This window comes from Bradyrhizobium sp., assembly GCF_004799405.1.
Taxonomy (GTDB): domain Bacteria; phylum Pseudomonadota; class Alphaproteobacteria; order Rhizobiales; family Xanthobacteraceae; genus Bradyrhizobium.
The window spans coordinates 21,064-41,880 of sequence record NZ_SSMW01000047.1; the positions used below are offsets into that span (position 1 = coordinate 21,064).

The following is a 20,817-nucleotide window of genomic DNA, read 5'->3' on the forward strand; positions in this document are numbered from 1 at the left end:
CTTTATATTAGAACATATCATGAACAAATAGGCCAGCTTCCGGTTCTCCTTAAATCGGAAAGCGGTCCAGACATCATTGAGGGAACGGGCGCATGACTGGCGCACGCACCAACACGCTTGCGACCTTGCGCGGCAGTATCCAGCGCATCGAAAGCCATGCCGAGGCCATGACGCCGGGCAGGGTGGCGCTCGGTCATGCAGATGCGGACGCGGCCTTGCAGGGAGGTCTTGCGACCGGCGCAGTGCATGAGGTGTTCGCCGACGGGCGGCAGGGGGCCGTGGCGACGGGCTTTGTCGCCGGCCTTGCAGGGCGTGTGAGCCTCGCGGGGCACACAAGCCTCGCGGGGCGCGCATCGGCACGCCGGCCGCTGCTGTGGGTGCGCCAGGATTTCAGCGAAATCGAACTGGGCGCGCTGTCGATGAGCGGGTTGGCTGAACTCGGTCTCGATCCGCGCCTTGTGGTGACGGTGCGCGCCGCCGATGTCGACACCGCGCTGCGGACCGCCGCCGACGCATTGGCCTGCGATGCGCTTGATAGCGTGGTGCTGGAAGTCTGGGGCGAGGCGCGGCCGCTCGATCTCGTCGCCAGCCGCAAGCTGACATTGGCCGCGCAGATGTCCGGCGTCACCGCGTTGCTGCTGCGGGTCGGAGCCGAGCCGCAGCCCTCCACGGCGGAGACCAGATGGATCGTGCGCGCGGCGCATTCGCCGCCCGGCGTATCGGCGTGGGGCGCGCCGCTGTTCGACGCGCAGCTTGTCCGCAACCGTCATGGCCCTGTTGGGCGGTGGATCATGGAATGGAAATGTGATGAGTGCCTTTTCAGCAAACCGGCGGCGTATCCTCAGCCTGTGGCTGCCGCGCCTGCCCACCGACCGCATCAAGCGCCAGTTCGCGCGCGGCAACGCCGCGCCGGCTAAACGAAACTCCGGCGATGATGATCCCTGCATCGTGGTCGCCAGGCAAAACAACGCGTTGCTGATTTCCGCGCTGGATGATGCCGCCGCCGATCTCGGCCTCGAGATCAGCCTGCCACTCGCCAATGCCCGCGCCATCTGTCCGCATTTGCAGGTGTTCGATGCCGATGAAGCCGCCGACGCCCACGCGCTGAACGCCATCGCCGACTGGTGCGACCGCTTCACGCCGCTGGTGGCGCTGGATTCCCCGCATGGCCTGTTTCTCGATATCACCGGCTGCGCTCATCTGTTCGGCGGCGAGGCGGTGCTGATGCGGATGGCGTGCGACGCGCTGGCGCGGCAGGGCTTTGCCGTCCGTGCCGCGATTGCCGGCACCTCGATCTGCGCGCGAACGCTGACGCGCTGTGCCGACGGCTGCATCGTCGGCGATGGCGAGGAAGCCAAAGCCATCGAGCCGCTGCCGGTGTTCGCGCTCGGCGCCGACGACACCATCACCCGCGGCCTGCGCCGCGCCGGCCTGAAAACCATCGGCGAGGTGGCTTTCCGCGACCGCCACGAGATCACGGCGCGGTTCGGAGCAAAGTTTACCACCTTGCTGGAGCACGCTTTGGGGCAGGGCGATGCGCCGATCAGCCCGCGCAAGCCGCTGCCGGATTACATCGTGGAGAAGCGGTTTGCCGAACCTGTTTCTACCGAAGGCGAGATAGCGGCGACGCTATCCCGGCTGGCGCAGATGCTGGTGGTGGCGATGGAGCGGCAGGGCAAGGGCGCGCGGCGGCTGGAAGCTCATTTCTTCCGCACCGATGGCGTGGTGCGCGCGATCGTGGTGGACACCGGGCAGCCCGTGACCCGAGCCGAGGTGATCGACCGCCTGTTCCGCGAACGGCTCGATGCCCTGAACGATCCGCTCGATCCCGGTTTCGGCTTCGATCTCGTCAGGCTGTCGGCCAGCCGCACCGAAATCGTGGTTCAGCAGCAGCGCGATCTCGACGCCAATGTGCACGACAATGACGAACTGGCCGCATTGATCGATCGCATCGCCGCGCGCATCGGCGGACGGCGCGTGGTCGTGCACCTGCCGCAGGATACCCATATCCCGGAACGCGCGGCGATGGCAGCATCCGCGCAACATCATCTTGCCACCGCCGCGCATGCGGTCTGGCCCGCGCGCGTGGAAGGGGAGCCGCCGCTGCGGCCGCTGCGGCTGTTCGAAAAGCCCGAGCCGATCAAGGTGCCGTTCGCAACGGTCCCTGACGGGCCGCCGCATCATTTCACCTGGCGGCGCGCCACCCATGCGGTGGTGCGGGTGGAAGGCCCGGAGCGCATCGCCATGGAATGGTGGAAGCACGGGGGCCAGGCGCTGACCCGCGATTATTTCCGGGTCGAGGATGAGGCGGGATTGCGCTTCTGGATTTACCGCGACGGGCTTTACGGCAGCGAACTCGTCAACGAGGAGAGCAAGCCCAAGCCTGCCAACTGGTTCGTGCATGGGCTGTTCGCATGAACATCCCTTATGCCGAAATCGGCATCACCACGAACTTCTCGTTCCTGCGCGGCGGATCGCACCCGCAGGATTATGTGCATCAGGCGAGCGAGTTGCGTCTTCCCGTGATCGGCATTGCCGATCACAACACGCTGGCCGGCGTGGTGCGCGCCTACAAGGAGCTCGGCAATCCCGAGGTCAAACACAAACCGAAACTTCTGGTCGGTTCGCGCCTCGTCTTCATGGACGGCACGCCGGATATCCTGGTCTATCCGCGCGATCGGGAAGCTTACGGCCGGCTCTGCCAGTTGCTGACGCGCGGCAAGCGCGGCGACGACACAAATAAGATCGAGAAGGGCGAATGCCATCTGGTGCTCGCCGATCTCCTGGCATTCGCGCAAGGGCAGCTTCTGGTTCTGACGCTGCCGCATCGCTTCGAGACAGCCAAAGCGCTTTCCGTTCTGGATCGGTTAAAGCATGGCGAAGCCGATGGCGTCTGGCTTGCAGCCAGTCTGTTGTATCGCGGCGACGACCGGCGCCGCCTGGCGCGGCTGCATGGCCTCGCAGCCAAGGCGCGCGTGCCGCTGCTGGCGACCAACGAGGTGCTGTATCACCATCCCGTGCGGCGTCCGCTGCAGGATGTGCTGACCTGCATTCGCGAGAAGACCGATATCGATGCCGTCGGCAAGCGCCTTGAGGCCAATGCCGAGCGCTATCTCAAGCCCGCGGCCGAGATGGCGCGCTTGTTTCGCGACGTGCCGGAGGCGATCGCGGAAACCATGCGGTTTGCCGGCCGCATCCATTTTTCGCTTCATCAGCTCAAATACCAGTATCCCGACGAGCCGGTGCCGCCGGGCAAGACCGCGCAGCGCCATCTGGAAGACCTGACATGGGCGGGTGCGCACAGGAAATTCCCGGTCCGGATTTCACCGAAAACCAGAAAGGTTTTGCATAAAGAACTGCGCCTGATCCGGAAACTGAAATACGCGCATTATTTTCTGACCGTGCACGACATCGTCTGTTACGCGCGCAGCCAGGAAATCCTGTGCCAGGGCCGGGGATCGGCGGCGAATTCGGCCGTGTGCTATGTGCTCGGCATTACCTCGGTCGATCCGACCAAGGTCGACCTGTTGTTCGAGCGTTTTATTTCCAAAGAACGGCTGGAGCCGCCCGACATCGACGTCGACTTCGAGCATTCGCGGCGCGAGGAGGTGATGCAATATGTCTATCGCCGTTACGGCCGCCACCGCGCTGCTGTTATCGCCACCGTCATCCATTACCGGCCGCGCAGCGCGATCCGCGATGTCGGTAAGGCGCTGGGGCTGACGGAAGACGTCACCGCGCTGCTGGCCGATACGGTGTGGGGAAGCTGGGGCGATGGCCTCGACGAGATGCAGGTCCGGCAGGCGGGGCTCGATCCGCACAACCCCGTGATCCAGCGCGCGGTGGCGCTGGCGACCGAACTGATCGAATTTCCGCGGCACCTGTCGCAGCATGTCGGCGGCTATGTGCTGACGCAGGACCGGCTCGACAGCTATGTGCCGATCGGCAATGCCGCGATGGACGACCGCACCTTCATCGAATGGGACAAGGACGATGTCGACGCCCTGAACATGATGAAGGTCGATGTGCTGGCGCTGGGGATGCTGACCTGTATCCGCAAATGCTTCGACCTGATCGCGGACCACAAGGCTAAGCGCTACGAACTCGCCGACATCAAGTCAAAGGACGACGACGAAGTTTATCAAATGCTGCAGAGGGGCGAATCCATCGGCGTATTCCAGGTCGAAAGCCGCGCGCAGATGAACATGTTGCCGCGCCTGAAGCCGCGGACGTTTTACGATCTCGTCATCGAAGTCGCCATTGTCCGGCCCGGCCCGATCCAGGGCGACATGGTGCATCCATACCTGAAGCGGCGGAAAATGAACCCTAAGGATATCGAATATCCCTACCCGAAGGGGGGCAACAAGGACGAACTCAAAAACGTCCTGCACAAGACGCTCGGCGTGCCGCTGTTCCAGGAACAGGCGATGCGGATCGCGATCGAGGCTGCGGAATTCACCTCCGAAGAGGCCAACGGGCTGCGCCGCGCCATGGCGACGTTCCGCAATCTCGGCACCATCGGAAAATTCGAATCCAAGATGGTCGGCAACATGATCCGGCGCGGCTACGATCCCGAATTCGCCAACAACTGTTTCAACCAGATCAAGGGATTCGGCAGCTACGGTTTTCCGGAAAGCCATGCCGCGAGTTTTGCCCAACTGGTCTATGTCTCGTCATGGCTGAAGCATTTTCACCCCGATGCGTTCTGCTGCGGATTATTGAATTCGCAGCCGATGGGTTTCTATGCCCCGGCGCAGATCGTCGGCGATGCGCGCAAGAATGGCGTCGAGGTGCGCCAGATCGATGTCTCGTTCAGCCATGCGCAGAACACGCTGGAGGAGCCAGGCGGGAAGTATCACGCGTTGCGGCTCGGCTTTCGCCAGATCGACGGTTTCGCATGGACCGATCCTGATGAAGAACGGTTGAAGGTCTCACGACGGTCATTCCGGGATGCGCCGTTGGGCGCAGGCCTGGAATCCATAGCCGCGATCGGGAGTATGGATTCCGGGTTCACGCCAAGAGGCGCGCCCCGGAATGATGGTGAGACCGACTGGGCCGAGCGCATCGTCGCCGCACGGCAGCGGCGGCCGTTCACCTCACTGGAGGATTTCGCCCGCGATACCGGATTGCCGAAACGCGCGCTGATCCTGCTGGCGGATGCCGATGCGTTTCGCTCCATCGGGCTCGACCGCCGCGCCGCATTGTGGGCGGTGCGGCGGTTGCCGGACGACATCCCGCTGCCGCTGTTTGAAATCGCCGCCGCGCGCGAACAGCCCGACGAGCATGCGCGGCCGTTGCCGCTGATGCCGCTGCCGGAACAGGTGGTGGCCGATTATCAGACCATCCGGCTGTCGCTGAAGGGTCACCCGATGGAATTCCTGCGGCCGATGTTCACCAAAGAACGCGTCGTCGCCTGCGAGGCGGTTTGCCATGCCAACGACAAACAACGGGTGCGTTGCGCCGGCGTCGTGCTGGTGCGGCAGCGTCCGGGCAGTGCCCATGGCGTGGTGTTCATGACGCTGGAGGACGAAACCGGCATCGCCAATATCGTGGTGTGGCCGAAGGTGATGACGCAGTTTCGCAAAGAGGTAATGGGCGCGCGGCTTATCCTGGTCGAGGGCTATATCCAGAGCAGTCCGGAGCAGGTGACGCACCTGGTCGCCGAAAGATTGTTCGATCGCTCCCGCGATTTGACCAACCTTGCCGACGACGCATTCGCCCGCAAGCGCGTGCTGCCTTACGGCACACCGCTCAATGACGACCGCCGCGACCACCCGGAAAATCCGGCGCAGAAAATCCGCCATCCGCGCAACGTGCGGATCCTGCCGGCATCGCGGGATTTTCATTGAGCAGCACTGCGCGCGCACCGTCTTCCATTGTCATACCCGCCATCGGGTCGCGCGAATGCGCGCCCGACGACAGGCTCCGGCGGGTATCCAGTACGCCGTGCCGTCTGAAATTGACCGAGACGTCACGGAGTACTGGATCATCCGCTTTCGCGGATGATGACGGTTGGTGATATAACGTCGAACGCTCTCAAGGAAACCCCCATGCAAAGCCCCCGCGAAATCCTTGGCCAACTCTGGACGGTCGCCGGTGGCGAGCCGTCCGCGCTCGACGCCGTCAAGCTGACCGGCGAAGAGCCGCAATTGCCGTCGTCGTTCCGCGTTGCCGCAGCAGCCCAGGCCAGCATCGCCGCGGCGGGATTGGCCGCCGCGCAAATCTGGAAGCTGCGCAGCGGTCAATCCCAGGACGTTGCGGTCGACATGCGCCATGCCGTGGTCGAATGCCGCAGCGAGCGTTATTTGCGCGTCGACGGCAAGCCGCCGCCTCCGGCCTGGGACGCCATCGCCGGAATCTACAAGACCCGCGACCGCCGCTTCGTGCGGCTGCACACCAATTTTCGCCATCACCGCGACGCCGTCTGCCAGGTGCTCAACTGCAAGCCGGAGCGCGACGAAGTTCAGGCCGCCTTGATGCGATGGGACGCCGAGCCGTTCGAAACCGCGGCCTATGCCGCCGGCGGCGTGGTGGCGATGATGCGCTCGCATGACGAATGGTCGGCGCTTCCGCATGCCCAGGCGCTGGCTGCACTGCCACCGGTCTCGATCGAGAAAATCGGCGAGGCTGCCCCCAAGCCCTGGCCGGCCGGCGATCGTTCGCTGGCCGGGGTTCGCGTGCTCGATCTGTCGCGGGTGATCGCCGGCCCCGTCGCGGGACGGACGCTGGCCGTTCACGGCGCCGATGTTCTGTTGATCTCGGGTCCCGATCTGCCCGATATCCCGTGGCTCACCATCGATACCGGGCGCGGCAAGCTAACGAGTTTTGTCGAACTCAAAAGCGAGCAGGGGCGCGAATGCTTGCGCGATCTGCTGGCCGGCGCGGATATCTTCTCGCAAGGCTATCGTCCGCGCGCCATCGCGGCATTCGGTTTCTCGCCCGAGGAGGCCGCAAGGATCAATCCCGGCATCGTCTACGTCTCGCTGTCGGCCTATGGCCATGCCGGGCCATGGGCGCAACGCCGCGGTTTCGACTCGCTGGTGCAGACCACGACCGGTTTCAATCATGCCGAAGGAAAGGCCGCCGGCGTCGACGGCCCGAAGGAATTGCCAGCGCAAATGCTCGATCACGCCACCGGATATCTGATGGCCTTCGGCGCGATGATGGCGAAGGCGCGCCAGTCGCGCGAAGGCGGTAGCTGGCACGTCCGCGTGTCGCTGGCGCAGACCGGGCGGTGGCTGTGGCATCTCGGCCGCGTCGCCGACGGCTTCAAGACCGAGGATTTGACGGGCGAAACCATAAGACCCTTCATCGAGGAGATCCCCTCGGGCTTCGGTCCGCTGCGCTCGGTCAGCCATTCGGCCCGGCTATCGCAAACGCCGGCCTTCTGGGCGCGCCCGGCGATGCCGCTCGGCAGCCACCCGCCGCAATGGCCGGTTCGGAGTTGAGGGATCGCGCCGGTCTTTCAAAATATTAATTCTAAACGCCCGTCCCATCGGCATTTTTAGGTTGTTTGAAACATCAATTGGGCACTATTAGCGCGCCGATGCGGCAATCGCGCCGGAATCATCGCCGATTTGGCTGGGCTCATGCTGTCGGAATTTACCAAACAATTGCAGATGCTTAACCGAAAACAACTCGCCGTTGGCGCGGCTCTTTTGGTTGTCGCCGGCGCAGCCTTGTTTGGCTTCGTGCATTTTGGCCGGGCACCGCCGGGCAATTCCGACCTGTCGAGCCAGTCCCGCAAGGGGCTGCAGCGCTATACCCCGACCCCGGCCGAATGGGCCAGCCTGACCACCGAGCCCGCGGTCGAACACGTGTTCCGCGCCGAGCATGTCACCGAAGGCAAGATCGCGGTCGATGAGGACCGCTCGACGCCGGTGTTCTCGCCCTATGCCGGCCGGGTCACCAAGCTCCTGGCGCGGCCGGGCGATACCGTCGCGCAGGCTCAGCCGCTGTTCGTGATCGAGGCCGCCGATACCGTGCAGGCGCAGAACGATTTCGTCACCGCCCTGACCGGTTTGAACAAGGCCCAGTCGGCGCTCGATCTGGCACAGTTGCAGAACAAGCGCGCCAAGGATCTGTTCGAGGGCAGGGCGGTTCCGCTGAAGGATTATCAGCAGACCCAGGCTACCCTGATCCAGGCGCAGAACGACCTGCGCTCGTCGCAAACCGCGCTGGAGGCGGCGCGCAACCGGCTTCGCATCCTCGGCCTCAGCGATGAAGCGATCGCGTTGTTTCAGGAAAAAGGCCGCATCAACCCGGAGACCACGATCTTCGCGCCGATCGCCGGCACCGTGGTCCAGCGCAAGGTCGGCCCCGGGCAATATGTCAACGCCGGCGCCAGCGATCCGGTATTCGTGATCGGCGATCTCTCCACCGTGTGGCTGATCGCCTTCGTTCGCGAGACCGACGCCTCAGCGGTATCGGTGGGGCAGGAAATCTCCTTCAACGTGCTGGCATTGCCCGGCCGCGATCTCAAGGTTCGCATCGGTTACGTTTCAGCTGCGATCGATCCCGCGACACGCCGGCTTCTGGTTCGCGCCACCGTGGACAACAAGGATGGCCTGCTGAAGCCGGAAATGTTCGCCAATGTGACGATCTATTCCGCCGACGATCATCCGGCGGTTGGCGTGCCGAAGCAGGCGCTGATCTACGAGGGCGATCAGGTCCGGGTCTGGGTCGCGCACGACGACAAGTCGATCGAACTTCGCCAGATCAAGACCGGCCTCACCAATGGCGACCTCGTCGAGGTGCGCGGCGATCTGAAACCCGGCGAGCAGATCGTTACCAAGGGCAGCCTGTTCATCGATCGCGCCGCATCCGGCACCTAACCCAGTCCCCGTATGTTCGAGTCCGGCCTGTTGAGTCCAGCCTATTGAAAGCTTCGATCTGAATGGACCGCCTCGTCGCCATCGCTGTCAGCCGCCGCTATTTGATGGTGGGCCTGTTAGTCGTCGTGATGATCGGCGGCCTGCTCGCGTTCAAGCAGCTCAATATCGAAGCCTATCCCGATCCGACACCGCCGATGGTCGACGTGGTGACGCAGAGTCCGGGGTTGTCGTCCGAGGAAATCGAACGCTACATCACCATTCCGATCGAGACCCAGGTCTCGGGCATCAAGAACCTCAATACGATTCGTACCATTTCGCTGTACGGATTGTCGGACGTGAAGCTGCAGTTCTCGTTCGATTACACCTACGACGAGGCGCTGCAGCAGGTGCTGAACCGGTTGTCGCAAATAGCGCCGCTGCCGGGCAATGTGCAGCCCGGAATTTCGCCGCTCAGCGCCATCGGTGAAATCTACCGCTACCGGCTGGTCGGACCGCCGAACTACAGCGTGCTCGACCTCAAGACGCTGCAGGACTGGGTCTTGCAGCGGCGCTTTCGCGCCGTGCCCGGCGTGATCGACGTCACCGGCTGGGGCGGCAAGACCAAGACCTACGAATTGCAGGTCGATTTCAACAAGCTGATCGCCAACGGCCTGACGCTGCCGCAATTGTTGCAGGCCGTCAGCAATTCCAACATCAATGTCGGCGGCAATACCGTCAATATCGGCACCCAGTCGGCGGTGGTGCGCGGCGTCGGCCTGATCCGCTCGATCGACGATCTCGCCAGCACCATGGTCTCGCAGAGCGCCGGCAATCCGGTGCTGGTCAAGGACGTCGCCACCGTGACCGTCGGCGAGAAGCCGCGGCTTGGCATCGCCGGCCTCGATCAGGATAACGACATCGTGGAGGGGATCGTGCTGATGCGGCGCGGCGAGCAAAGCTCGCCGACCATTCGCCGTGTCGAAGAACTGGTCGCCTCGATCAACAATTCCTCGATACTGCCGCCGGGGGTACGGATCGAACGGATCTACGACCGCAAGGATCTGATCGACATCACCACCGCGACCGTGCTGCACAACATGGTGGTCGGCATTCTCCTGATCGTGTTGCTGCAGTGGATTTTCCTCGGTGATCTCAGGAGCGCGCTGATCGTCGGCGCCACGATTCCGTTCGCGCTGTTTTTCGCCGTCATCATCCTGGTGCTGCGCGGTGAATCCGCCAATCTATTGTCGGTCGGCGCGATCGACTTCGGGTTGATCGTCGATGCCACCGTGATCATGGTGGAGGCGATCTTCCGGCGGCTGTCGCAAACCACGGCACTTTCGGAGGCCGAGCAAAGCCATATTTCCACCGAGACCACGATGGGCATGAAAAGCCATGCCATCCTCAGCGCCGCCGCCGACGTGTCGCGGTCGATCTTCTTTGCCGCCGCCATCATCATCGCCGCGTTCCTGCCGCTGTTCACGCTGAGCGGCGTCGAGGGCAACATCTTCGGGCCGATGGCGCGGACCTACGCCTACGCGCTGGCCGGCGGCCTGCTGGCGACCTTCACGATCACCCCGGCCTTGAGCGCCATCGTCCTGCCGTCGCACATTCACGAGACCGACACCCGCATCGTCGCTTTGCTGCACCGGCTCTACGCGCCGGTGCTGGCCTGGGCGGTCGACAATCGAAAACTGGTGATGGCCGCCGCCGCCGGGCTGGTCGTCATGACCATCGTCGGTACCCGCCTGCTCGGTCTCGAATTCCTGCCCAAGCTCGAGGAAGGCAATCTGTGGATTCGCGCGACCCTGCCGCCGACCGTCTCGCTCGAGGAGGGCAACGCCTACGTCAACGAGATGCGCAAGACCATCCGCAGCTTTCCCGAGGTCGAAGCGGTGGTGTCGCAACACGGCCGTCCCGACGATGGCACCGACGCCGCCGGTTTTTTCAATGCCGAATTCTTTGCGCCGCTAAAGCCGGCCGGCGAATGGCCCGATACCCATGACAAGGAAGAACTCACCGCGCAAATGCTGTCGAAGCTGCAGGACAAGTTTCCCGGCGTCGAGTTCAATTTCTCCCAGTACCTCCAGGACAACGTGTCCGAGGCCGTATCGGGCGTAAAGGGCGAGAACTCGATCAAGCTGTATGGCAACGACTTGCAGGCACTCACCGACACCGCCAACAAGATCAAGTCTGTCCTTTCGACCGTGCAGGGCATCACCGACCTGGCGGTATTCACCTCGCTCGGCCAACCCACCATCCAGATCGACATCGATCGCGCCAAGGCGGCCCGTTACGGGCTGGCGCCGGGAGACATCAACGCCACCATCAAGGTGGCGATCGGCGGCGACACCGCCGGCGATCTCTATGAGCCGGGCAGCGACCGGCATTTTCCGATCATCGTCCGTCTGGCGCCGGAATATCGCAAGAGCGCCGAGGCGATCCAGAATTTGCGGATCGGCGCCGCGGGCCCCAACGGCACCATCACGCAGATACCCCTGAGCGAAGTTGCCTCGATCAAGCTCGTCTCCGGCGCAGCCTACATCTACCGCGAACAGCAGGAACGCTATCTGCCGATCAAGTTCTCGGTGCGCGAACGCGATCTCGGCGGCGCGGTCAGGGAAGCACAGGCAAAGGTCGCCGCGCAGGTCAAGTTGCCGCCGGGGTCGCGGCTGGAATGGGTCGGCGAGTTCGGCAACCTGCAGGACGCCATCAGGCGGCTGTCGATCGTGGTGCCGATCAGCCTGACGCTGATCGCAGTGCTGCTGTGGTTCAATTTCGGCTCGATGGCCGACACGCTGCTGGCGATGAGCGTGATCCCGATGGCGATCTTCGGCGGCGTGCTGGGCCTGCTGATAACGGGCATTCCGTTCAGCGTGTCCGCGGCGATCGGGTTTATCGCGCTGTTCGGCATCGCGGTGATGGACGGCATCATCATCCTGTCGCAGTTCAATCAACTGATCGACGAAGGGTTTGACCGGGTGCAGGCCGTGATCCGCACCGGCGAGTTGCAGCTTCGTCCGGTGCTGATGACCTGCGTGGTCGCCGGCGTCGGACTGCTGCCGGCGGCGCTGTCGACGGGAATCGGATCGCAGGTGCAGAAGCCGCTCGCGGTCGTCGTGGTCACCGGCATGATGCTGGCGCCGCTGGTCATTCTCGTGACCTTGCCGGTCCTGATCTCCTTCTTCTCGCGCCGGGCGCGATAGGCAAATGGCTGTGGGCACGTGCCCATAGCTATTGCCCACTCCGATTGTGGTTGACGCAACCTGACGGCCGTCCCTTGATTGGCGCCAAAGGGAACGAAAACCGCAGGAGAAATCGCCATGCGGACCGGGGAACACCAGGGTCGGACCACCGCCAGGACCGCCGATCAGATTCTCGGTGAGATCAGGGATTATTGCCGTGCCACGCAAACCGCCGAATCCACCTTCGGGCGGCTCGCGGTCAACGACGGCAAGCTGGTATCGCGGTTGCGCGACGGCGCCAAGATCACCACGGGCACCCTCGACAAGGTCCGCGCTTACCTGTCGGAGTATCGCACGGCGTCAGTGGCGGCGCGGAGCAAGCCGCTGCCGGCCGTAAAGGCGGTCAACGGCGCTGTGGCTGCGAGCGAGGTGCAGCCGGCCGGCTTCCGCTTCTTCGACAACCGCCAGAAATACCTGCTGTTTGTTTCGACCTGCAGCGAGAAGACCGACGTCGCCAGCCGGATTTCCCTCGAACTCGGCAACCTGCAGCCGTCGCCGCCGGCGCTTCGGATCTTCGATGCCGGTGTCGGCGACGGTACCGTGCTGTCGCGCGTGATGCGGTCGTTGCACGCGCGTTTCCCGACCATGCCGCTCTATGTCGTCGCTAAGGAAATCAGTTACGAGGACGTGCGGCTGATGCTCGAAAAGATGGCGGACCGCCTGTTCGAACATCCCGCCACGGTGCTGGTCATCACCAATCTGTATTACGCCGAGGCGCCATGGCTGACGCCGCGTTCCGTGACGTCGGCGCAGGGCCTGATCTGGAAGGATGTCGCGCTGTCAGGCAATACCGCGCACGGTTTTGCCGAGCAGATCGGCGAGCTCGAAGGTTTTCTCGCCGAAAACTGGCGTGCCGGGATCAGCCCGACCACCGGCAATCCGGTCTATCAGCGCCCGATCGTCCTGACATTGCGGCGCGAGGACCACTCCTTCCTGCTCGATCCGATCATGCCGCGGCCGGGACGCGTGATGGCCGACTACGATCTGGTCATTGCCTCGCAGCCCTATCGCGCGCGGGCGAGCGTCGAATTCAAGGCATCGAAGGTGGTGGCGCCGCTGGTCCGGTCGTTGCGGCCGGGCGGCCGGCTAATCGGCATCCATTCGCACGGCGACGATCCGGGGATGGAGATCATCGAGGGGGTCTGGCCCGGCGACAACCCGTTCACGTCGGACCGTCATGCCATCCTGCGGCAGGTCAAGCACGAGCTCGGCACCGCGGCACGGCACTACAATTTCAATGCATCGTCCGATGCCCGCTCGATCTTCCGCTATCGCATGCACACGCTCCCCGACGAGGTGAGCGGCCCGATCGGAACCTCGACGCTGTTCGCCGCCTGGAATGCCGCGATCTACGTCGCGCAGATCGAGGATGTCAGGCTGTCTGAGGTGGTCCGCGATGGCCGCTATCTGGAAGCCACCGACCGGGTGCTGAAAAAGCACGGCGGTTTGTGGTTCAACGACGAAACTTACGTGATTTCGCGCCGCCGCGCGTGAGACGTGATCCGGGAATGAGCTCTTGACCGCACCCGACCTTGTTTCGTCAGCCGAACTCACGGTGCTGTTGTCGTCGGCCTCTGTCGAAATCTCGTCGCGCGGGCATCAGTTGCAGGAATTGCGGGATAATTTCCCTCCGGGCACGGATGTGACGATCACTTTCCTGCCCGGCGACAATTATCGCCTCAACGTCGACACCGCAACCGAGCTGCGCGCGGCGGGCTTCAACCCGGTTCCGCATATCGCCGCGCGCGAAATCTCCTCGCGCGATGCGCTCGACGATTTTCTGGCGCGGGCGCGCGGGGAAGCCGATGTCACGCGCGTGCTTTTGGTCGCCGGCGATGTCGCGCGCGCCAAAGGCCCGTTCAAGTCGAGCAGCGATATCGGCGCCAGCGAATTGATCGAGGCGCACGGCATCACCTCGTTGAGCGTGGCCGGGCATCCCGAAGGCCATCCCTATCTGGAAGCGGCCGACGCCATCGGGGTATTGCGGGCATGGCGCGACTGGGGACGCCGAACCAGCATCCACGTCGATGTCATGACGCAATTTTGCTTCGAGAGCGCGCCGATCCTGGGGTGGATCGGCGAACTCGATGCGAGCGGAACCGGTCTTCCCGTGATCGTCGGTCTTGCCGGTCCGGCAACCCCAGCCACGTTGACGAAATTCGCGCTGCGCTGTGGCGTCGGCAATTCGATGCGGTCGCTGCGCAGCCAGATCGGCCGTTTCGGGCGCCTGTTGACCGATACCGGGCCCGACGATGTCATGCGCGGTCTGCGCTCTGCGCCGGCGGCTGCGACGGCGTCGATCGCCGGGTTTCACCTGTTTCCATTCGGCGGGTTGCGCAAGTCCGGCGACTGGTTACGCGCTTACGTCCAGCAAGCGATTGCGCAAACGCAGCGCGCGGCTTGTTCGGACGCCGACCCTCAAAAGCCGTGAAGCCGCGCCGGACAGCACTTTTTCGGCCCGGCAACATGAGCGCCTCCTGAGTCCGATGAATACGAATGCACAACAGACTGCGTCGTCCCTGCGAACGCAGGGACCCACAGCCACAGGGAGTGGGGTTACGCGAAAGTCTTCGACGGCGGCGTTCAAGACGAGAGGACGCGGCGTATAGGCCCCTGCGTTCGCAGGGACGACGTTGAAGATGCGTTCGAAAGGCCGGTTCCTGCTACTGTCCCGAGGGCGTACGCAGACCCTCCCAGGCGTCGCGCACCTGGTGGTAATGCACTTCCGGCAGATAGTCCGGGGTGTTGAGTCCCAGCGTCTTGACGTCGAGCTTTCCGATCGCGCTGAGCAGCGTGTAGGAGGCGATCACGCGGTCGCGCTGTGCGCCGATCAGCCGCGCTTTTGCCGAGATCAGATCCTGCTGCGAGTTCAGCACATCGACCGTGGTGCGCTGGCCGCCTTGCGCCTCCTTGCGTACGCCCTCGAGGGCGACGGTCGCGGCGCGCACCTCGGAGTCCGATGCCGCCACCGCGATCTTGGCGCCTTCATTGGCGACCCACGCGCCGACCGCGGCGGTGCGTGCCTGATTGCGGACCTGGTCGAGCACCAGACGGCTTTGCGCCTCCACTTCCTTGGCTTGCCGGGTCTGCGACGCCGCGGTGCCGCCGTCATAGATCGGCGCCGTCATCTGGCCGAGAATCGAGGCTTGATCGGTCCGGAAGGTCGACAGCGTCGAATCCGAATCCACGCTGTGGCTGGCGCTGCCCTGCAGCGTGATGGTGGGCAGCAGGCTGCCTTCCGCGACCCGGATGGTGGTGGAGGCGACATCGACGTCGAAGCCCGCGGCGGTCACGGCCGGGTTGCCCTTGAGGGCAAGCTCGATCGCCTCCTCGCGGCTGCGCGGCAGATAGCGGTCCACGGTTTCGGCGGCCCGCAATTGCGCCGGCGGGTTCCCGATGACCTGGGTATAGGTGGCCTGGCTGACGGCAAGACTGACTTCGGCGGCGTTGAGGTCCGACAGGCCACGGCTGAGACGCGCCTCGGCCTGCGAGGTGTCGGTCGGCGTCACGTCACCCGCCTTCAGCCGCCTTTGGGTGATGGCGAGGGTTTCGCGCAGGAACGCGACGTTGGCGCGCTGCGCCTCGACCAGCGACTGGTTGGCCAGCACGTTGGTGTAGGCGGTGACGGCATCGAGCAACACGCCCTGGCCGACGTTGCGCAGGGCTTCGCGGCCCGCCTGTACCTGGAGTTCCGCTACCCGGACGCTGTTGGCGGTCCTGAAGCCGTTGAACAGGATTTGCGTCACCGTCACGCCGATGGTCCAGGGTTTCAAGGTCGCGCCCTGGACCGTATTGTCCGGCAACAGGTTGCGCACCGCCTGCAACCCACCGCTCAAACTCGCAATGATCTGAGGCCGGTAGCCCGCCAGCGCCTGCGGCACGTTCTCATCGGTGGCGCGCTGGCGCGCCCGTTCGGCGTTGAGCTGCGGGTTGGACTGGTACGCCTTGACCAGTGCTTCCGGCAGGCCTTCCGCCTGCGCCGTGGCGGCAGCAAAACCGAGGCAAGTGGCGACGCCAAGGTTCATGCCCAATCGAAGCATGCGCCTTCCCACGTGGCCAACCCTAGTGGCACGCCCAGCCATATGATCCCGCAGCAAATCCGGACATCCGCCCCCGCCGACGTCTTCGACACATTTACCTGTTTAGAGGGCGCCGCCGCCACAGGCAAACCGTCCGGCGCAATAACCCCCTGCCATTCGGCGGCGCGCTGTTGCCTGTTCGTCACAGACGCGAACATCAGGCAAATGCGCTATAGCTGCCGCCGTCACGCTCGATTCCGGGCGAGCATCTCCGGCGGCGTCAGGCAGATCTTCATGCCCAAAATGTTTTCCGACCCCGAGGCGATCGCGGAAGACATCATCCGCGATGTCGGAACCAATCTGGTGGTCGGGTTGCCGCTCGGGCTTGGCAAGGCCAACCACATCGTCAACGCGCTTTATGCGCGCGCGGTGGCCGACCGCGCCATCAACCTGACGTTCTTTTCGGCGCTGACACTGGAAAAGCCGAAGCCATCGAACCTGCTCGAGCGGCGTTTCATCGCGCCCGTGATCGATCGCCTGTTCGGCGGCTATCCCGATCTCGCCTATGCCGCCGCGCTGCATGCGAGCGCGTTGCCGCCGAACATCCAGGTGATCGAGTTTTTCTTCCTGGCAGGAAGCTGGCTGCACGTGCCGTTCGCGCAGCAGCACTACATTTCCGCGAACTATACCCATGCCGCGTCCTGTCTGCTGGCGCGCGGGCTCAATGTCGTCACCCAACTGGTGGCAAAGCGCGTTGTCGATGGCACGGCGCGCTACAGCCTGAGCTGCAACACCGACACCACGCTCGATGTCTTGCGCGCCCGGGCGGAGGGCCGCGCCTCGTTCAAACTGGTGGCCCAGGTCAATTCCGAACTGCCGTTCATGCCGGGTGCGGGCGACCTTTCGGCGGACGAGTTCAGCGCGGTGCTCGATAGTCCCGCGACCGATTTTCCGCTCTTCGCGCCGCCGTCCGAACCGATCACCGACACCAGATACGCCATCGGCCTGCATGCCGCGGGCCTCGTGCGCGACGGCGGCACGCTGCAGATCGGCATCGGCCAGGTCAGCGATGCGCTGGCGCAGGGACTGATTATCCGCCACCGAGACAATTCACAATTTCACGCGATCATGAGCCGGTTGGCACCCGGGGTGCCGGTCGCCGCAACGGAAACCGGGCCGTTCGACAAAGGCCTCTACGGCGTCAGCGAAATGTTGTTCGAGGCGTTTCTCGGCCTGATCGCTGCGGGCATTCTCAAGCGCGAGGTCGACGGCGTGGTGTTGCATGGCGCGTTCTTTCTCGGGCCAAAATCGTTCTATCGCGCGTTGCGCGAGATGACGCCGCAACAGCTTGCCCGCATCCAGATGATGCCGGTGTCGTTCACCAACCAGCTCTATGGCGATGAGGAAATAAAACGCCGCGCCCGCGTCGATGCCCGCTTCGTCAACAACGCCATGATGGCGACGCTGATGGGAGCGGTGATTTCCGACGGCCTGGAAAACGGCCAGGTGGTAAGCGGCGTCGGCGGCCAGTACAATTTCGTGGCGCAGGCATTCGAACTCGAAGGCGCGCGCTCGATCCTCACGGTGGAAGCGGCGCGGCAGCAAAAATCCGGCAGCGTTTCCAATATCCGCTGGAACTACGGTCATGAAACCATTCCGCGGCACCTGCGCGATATCGTCATCACCGAATACGGCGTCGCCGATCTCAGGGGAAAGTCCGACGCCGACGTCATCGCCTCGATGCTGCAGGTCTCGGATTCGCGCTTTCAGAACGATCTGATGCGGCAGGCCAAGGACGCCGGCAAGCTGTCGAAAAATTATGAAATTCCCGCCGCGCATCGCGAGAATTTCTCCGAACGCATCGGCGCGGCGCTAAAGCCGGCGCGCGACGCCGGGCTGCTGCCGTCGTTCCCGTTCGGCAGCGACTTCACCGAAACGGAGCAGCGGCTGATTCCGGCCCTGCAACTGCTGCAGGACGCGCAACGCGCGCCGCTGCGTCTGCCGGGATTGTTGTGGCAGGGGTTCACCCGTCAGCCCGACGCGGCCGACCAGGAATGTCTGGCGCGGCTCGGGCTCGACCGGCCGGCGAGTTTGTCGGAACGCGCCTGGCGCGCGCTGGTCAACGCCGCGCTGGCGAGAAGCAAAGCGGGGTAGGATTTTGCCGCAGGCAACCTACCGGTTCTTGTTGGCCGGCTTTCGCTTCTCGATGAACGCGGCCATGCCTTCGGAGCGATCTTGCAGCGCGAAGGTCGAATGAAACAGGTCGCGCTCGACGTTGAGTCCTTCAGATAGCGGCGTCTCGAACGCGCGATTGATCGCGCTCTTGGCCATTGCGGCTGCGGGGTGCGACATCGAAGCGATTTTTTCGGCGATCGCCAGCGCTTCCTCCATCAATTTGTCCGAGGGCACGATCCGGCTGACGAGACCCGAACGCTCGGCTTCCGCGGCGTCCATCATCCGTCCGGTAAGACACAGGTCCATCGCCTTGGATTTGCCGACGGCGCGCGTCAACCGCTGGGTGCCGCCGATGCCGGGGATCGTGCCGAGCGTGATCTCGGGCTGGCCGAACTTGGCGGTGTCGGCGGCGATGATGATGTCGCACATCATCGCGAGCTCACAGCCGCCGCCGAGCGCGTAGCCGCTGACGGCGGCGATGGTCGGCTTGCGGCAATTGGCGACGCGGTCGCCGCCGATGGCGATGAAATCGCTGGAAAACATGTCGATGAAGCTTTTGGGCTGCATTTCCTTGATGTCGGCGCCTGCGGCAAACGCCTTTTCGCCGCCGGCCAGCAGGATGCACCCGATTTTGTCGTCGGCTTCGAGATCGTCGACCGCGGCCGCTATTTCCTTGAATACATCGAACGACAGCGCATTGAGCATCTTCGGGCGGTTCAGCGTGATGATGCCGACCGCGCCTTTGCTTTCGACAATAATGTGTTCGAACCTGCTCATGATCCACCCCGCGCCAGACTTTTCGCGGGCAATGTGCCCGCAGCCGGGATGAGCTTCAAGTGGGCGCGAAGCCTTTATGCCATGAACATCCGCGCGGCCGAGGCCACCGTCAACATGACGCCGAAGGCCATAAAGATCTTCCCGATCAGCGAGGTCTTGTCCCAGACGGTGGGGTCGTCGTTGCGGCTCGCCATCACCGGTGGGGCGGCGGGATCGGCCGAGGCGATTGCCAACGGCGGCACTGGCGGCGGGCTCTCGTGCAGCGTGCGATCGACATCGTTGAGTTGATCCGCGGACACGACCTGGGTGTCGGTGGCAACCGGCGCACCAGGCGGGGTAGCCTGCAGAATGGCTTCTGCCCGCGCTGACATCGCCCTGAGGGCGGGGATCGGGCTGTCAGCGGAGGCCAGTTGTGCGTTGGCGTTGGCGACAGACGGTGGGAGCGCAGATGATTCGTTATCCTCGGCGGCATCGGTGGATTGGTTGGCGCGCGCGGATTTCAGCGCCGTTTTGCCGGATGTGCGATGCGCGACTTTCTTCCAGTGATGCGCGACGTGTTTGCTACGGACAGCCGGCGCCGCCTTGCTATCGGCGGTCGTCGCTGCCTGCGAAAGTCCGGCGAAACCCACCCACAACCCTGTCGCCAATATCAATGCCGAGCGCCCGCTGGCTTTGATCCTCATTTTGGCAATCTCCCCATTTGCCAGTCCCCAAAGCCAAAGGAGACTGGCGGCGTGTCCGCAGCGCGGCAGAAAAAGGGAATCTTCGGGCGAGTCCGGGCGAAAACGGGGCGGCGGCATTTTGCCGATGGGCACTTCGGAACGCGGGAATCTTCGCAAGCAATGCGGTGGGTGCGGGCCGCACCGAACGATGTTATGAGCCTGAACGCGCGTCATTCATGGTCGCGATTTCCAGCGTGGGACCTGAACACCCCATAGTTTTTCCGAAGCTGTTTATCACGACTTCGTGATTGGAGCCTGCGGACGTAACAAATTGAAAGATCGACCGAATTGCATGGTGGGAGCGCGCGTGCCCGAACGTGAAGACGAATGGAGCGGCCTGATGCGGTCGGCCATTTCTGGGGACGGTGTGGCGTATCATCGTCTGCTCAGGGCCGTCACGCCGGTGTTGAGGGCCGCGGCGCGCCGGGGCCTCGCGCGTGCGGGGCAACCGGTCGATCAATCTGAGGATATCGTGCAGGACATTTTGTTGGCGGTGCATCTGAAACGGCATACCTGGGACACTACCGCGCCGTTCGCGCCATGGCTGTTTGCGATCGCCCGCAACAAGCTGATCGATTCGCTGCGCCGCCGCGGTCGGCGGATCTTCGTCAACATCGACGATTTCGCCGAGACGATCCCGAGCGAACCCGCAGCCGAGACTGTTCCGGCGAGCGAGGTCGCGGCCCAGCTTCAGTCCCTGCCGGCGCGCCAGCGCGATGTCCTGCAGTCGATCGCGGTCGACAGCGCGTCGATCAAGGACACGGCGGCGAAATTCGCCATGAGTGAGGGCGCGGTGCGGGTGGCGCTGCATCGCGGGCTTGCCAGTCTCACCGCCAAACTGCGGGAACAATGAGAATGGAAACCGATCAGCTGATTCGAACCTTGGCGGCCGATAACGCGCACCAGTCGCGGCCGGTCGGATTTGTGCTGGCGCTGTCGCTGCTCGCGGGCGTGCCGGTCTCGATCGCGATGTTCTTCGCCGGCCTCGGCGTGCGGCCGGACGTCATGACCGCGATGCATAATCCGTTCTTCGACCTGAAATTTGTGGTGACGCTGTCGCTGGCGA

At 63.9% G+C, this 20,817-nt stretch carries 15 protein-coding genes; 11 read left to right on the forward strand and 4 right to left on the reverse strand.

What is annotated here, in order from left to right; translation table 11 throughout:
- Positions 1 to 92: 92 nt before the first annotated feature.
- The 4 genes from E7813_RS08255 (at position 93) to E7813_RS08270 (ending at position 7,448) form a co-directional block, all read left to right on the forward strand.
- Positions 93 to 917 (forward strand): DNA repair protein, encoded by an 825-nt coding sequence (locus E7813_RS08255; RefSeq protein ID WP_291572672.1) that lies wholly within the window; start codon positions 93 to 95, stop codon positions 915 to 917.
- On the forward strand, positions 808 to 2,418 hold the full coding sequence (locus E7813_RS08260; RefSeq protein WP_291572674.1) for a DNA polymerase Y family protein: 1,611 nt from the start codon (positions 808 to 810) through the stop codon (positions 2,416 to 2,418). The genes E7813_RS08255 and E7813_RS08260 overlap by 110 nt, the downstream gene beginning before the upstream one ends.
- Positions 2,415 to 5,849 carry an error-prone DNA polymerase gene (locus E7813_RS08265; RefSeq protein WP_291572676.1) on the forward strand — a complete coding sequence of 1,145 codons (3,435 nt, stop codon included), beginning with the start codon at positions 2,415 to 2,417 and terminating at the stop codon, positions 5,847 to 5,849. Before E7813_RS08260 ends, E7813_RS08265 begins: the two co-directional genes overlap by 4 nt.
- A 201-nt stretch (positions 5,850 to 6,050) precedes the next feature.
- Complete coding sequence (locus tag E7813_RS08270; RefSeq protein WP_291572678.1) at positions 6,051 to 7,448, forward strand: CoA transferase; 1,398 nt, start codon at positions 6,051 to 6,053, stop codon at positions 7,446 to 7,448.
- An 87-nt stretch (positions 7,449 to 7,535) separates the two neighbouring features.
- Here the strand turns inward: E7813_RS08270 and E7813_RS08275 are convergent, their stop codons facing one another.
- Positions 7,536 to 7,697 carry a hypothetical protein gene (locus tag E7813_RS08275; RefSeq protein WP_291572706.1) on the reverse strand — a complete coding sequence of 54 codons (162 nt, stop codon included), beginning with the start codon at positions 7,695 to 7,697 and terminating at the stop codon, positions 7,536 to 7,538.
- Here E7813_RS08275 and E7813_RS08280 point away from each other — a divergent pair.
- The 4 genes from E7813_RS08280 (at position 7,620) to E7813_RS08295 (ending at position 14,489) form a co-directional block, all read left to right on the forward strand.
- Entirely contained in the window at positions 7,620 to 8,834 is a 1,215-nt protein-coding gene (locus E7813_RS08280) for an efflux RND transporter periplasmic adaptor subunit (protein WP_291572702.1), read from the forward strand. The two genes, E7813_RS08275 and E7813_RS08280, sit on opposite strands and share 78 nt — an antisense overlap.
- Positions 8,835 to 8,896: 62 nt before the next feature.
- Positions 8,897 to 12,019 carry a CusA/CzcA family heavy metal efflux RND transporter gene (locus E7813_RS08285; RefSeq protein WP_291572680.1) on the forward strand — a complete coding sequence of 1,041 codons (3,123 nt, stop codon included), beginning with the start codon at positions 8,897 to 8,899 and terminating at the stop codon, positions 12,017 to 12,019.
- A gap of 117 nt (positions 12,020 to 12,136) precedes the next feature.
- The gene (locus tag E7813_RS08290) at positions 12,137 to 13,552 is read left to right on the forward strand and encodes a hypothetical protein (RefSeq protein WP_291572682.1); all 1,416 of its coding nucleotides are present in this window, start codon (positions 12,137 to 12,139) and stop codon (positions 13,550 to 13,552) included.
- A gap of 22 nt (positions 13,553 to 13,574) precedes the next feature.
- A complete protein-coding gene (locus E7813_RS08295; RefSeq protein WP_291572684.1) occupies positions 13,575 to 14,489 on the forward strand; it encodes a methylenetetrahydrofolate reductase in 915 nt (304 codons plus the stop codon).
- Between the two features lie 232 nt (positions 14,490 to 14,721).
- Here the strand turns inward: E7813_RS08295 and E7813_RS08300 are convergent, their stop codons facing one another.
- On the reverse strand, positions 14,722 to 16,140 hold the full coding sequence (locus E7813_RS08300) for a TolC family outer membrane protein (protein WP_291572686.1): 1,419 nt from the start codon (positions 16,138 to 16,140) through the stop codon (positions 14,722 to 14,724).
- Between the two features lie 231 nt (positions 16,141 to 16,371).
- On the opposite strand from E7813_RS08300, the gene E7813_RS08305 reads away from it, so the two are divergent.
- Positions 16,372 to 18,231: an acetyl-CoA hydrolase/transferase C-terminal domain-containing protein gene (locus E7813_RS08305; RefSeq protein WP_291572688.1), complete on the forward strand. Its 1,860-nt coding sequence runs from the start codon at positions 16,372 to 16,374 to the stop codon at positions 18,229 to 18,231.
- An 18-nt stretch (positions 18,232 to 18,249) separates the two neighbouring features.
- On the opposite strand, the gene E7813_RS08310 is transcribed toward E7813_RS08305, so the two are convergent.
- Entirely contained in the window at positions 18,250 to 19,029 is a 780-nt protein-coding gene (locus E7813_RS08310) for an enoyl-CoA hydratase (RefSeq protein WP_291572690.1), read from the reverse strand.
- 74 nt (positions 19,030 to 19,103) lie between these two features.
- Positions 19,104 to 19,829 (reverse strand): hypothetical protein, encoded by a 726-nt coding sequence (locus E7813_RS08315; RefSeq protein ID WP_291572692.1) that lies wholly within the window; start codon positions 19,827 to 19,829, stop codon positions 19,104 to 19,106.
- A gap of 229 nt (positions 19,830 to 20,058) precedes the next feature.
- Between E7813_RS08315 and E7813_RS08320 the strand changes: the two genes are divergently transcribed.
- Complete coding sequence (locus tag E7813_RS08320; protein WP_291572694.1) at positions 20,059 to 20,604, forward strand: sigma-70 family RNA polymerase sigma factor; 546 nt, start codon at positions 20,059 to 20,061, stop codon at positions 20,602 to 20,604.
- A gap of 2 nt (positions 20,605 to 20,606) precedes the next feature.
- Positions 20,607 to 20,817, forward strand: a 211-nt coding sequence (locus E7813_RS08325; RefSeq protein ID WP_291572697.1) for an NrsF family protein, incomplete at its 3' end; no start/stop codon positions are given.

Excerpts from the sequence above, each read along its gene's own strand:
- E7813_RS08255 (WP_291572672.1), top strand. The coding sequence starts at position 93 with ATGACTGGCGCACGCACCAACACGCTTGCGACCTTGCGCGGCAGTATC.
- E7813_RS08260 (WP_291572674.1), top strand. The coding sequence starts at position 808 with ATGAGTGCCTTTTCAGCAAACCGGCGGCGTATCCTCAGCCTGTGGCTG.
- E7813_RS08265 (WP_291572676.1), top strand. The coding sequence starts at position 2,415 with ATGAACATCCCTTATGCCGAAATCGGCATCACCACGAACTTCTCGTTC.
- E7813_RS08270 (WP_291572678.1), top strand. The coding sequence starts at position 6,051 with ATGCAAAGCCCCCGCGAAATCCTTGGCCAACTCTGGACGGTCGCCGGT.
- E7813_RS08280 (WP_291572702.1), top strand. The coding sequence starts at position 7,620 with ATGCTTAACCGAAAACAACTCGCCGTTGGCGCGGCTCTTTTGGTTGTC.
- E7813_RS08275 (WP_291572706.1), bottom strand. The coding sequence starts at position 7,697 with ATGCACGAAGCCAAACAAGGCTGCGCCGGCGACAACCAAAAGAGCCGC.
- E7813_RS08285 (WP_291572680.1), top strand. The coding sequence starts at position 8,897 with ATGGACCGCCTCGTCGCCATCGCTGTCAGCCGCCGCTATTTGATGGTG.
- E7813_RS08290 (WP_291572682.1), top strand. The coding sequence starts at position 12,137 with ATGCGGACCGGGGAACACCAGGGTCGGACCACCGCCAGGACCGCCGAT.
- E7813_RS08300 (WP_291572686.1), bottom strand. The coding sequence starts at position 16,140 with ATGGCTGGGCGTGCCACTAGGGTTGGCCACGTGGGAAGGCGCATGCTT.
- E7813_RS08305 (WP_291572688.1), top strand. The coding sequence starts at position 16,372 with ATGCCCAAAATGTTTTCCGACCCCGAGGCGATCGCGGAAGACATCATC.
- E7813_RS08310 (WP_291572690.1), bottom strand. The coding sequence starts at position 19,029 with ATGAGCAGGTTCGAACACATTATTGTCGAAAGCAAAGGCGCGGTCGGC.
- E7813_RS08315 (WP_291572692.1), bottom strand. The coding sequence starts at position 19,829 with ATGCCGCCGCCCCGTTTTCGCCCGGACTCGCCCGAAGATTCCCTTTTT.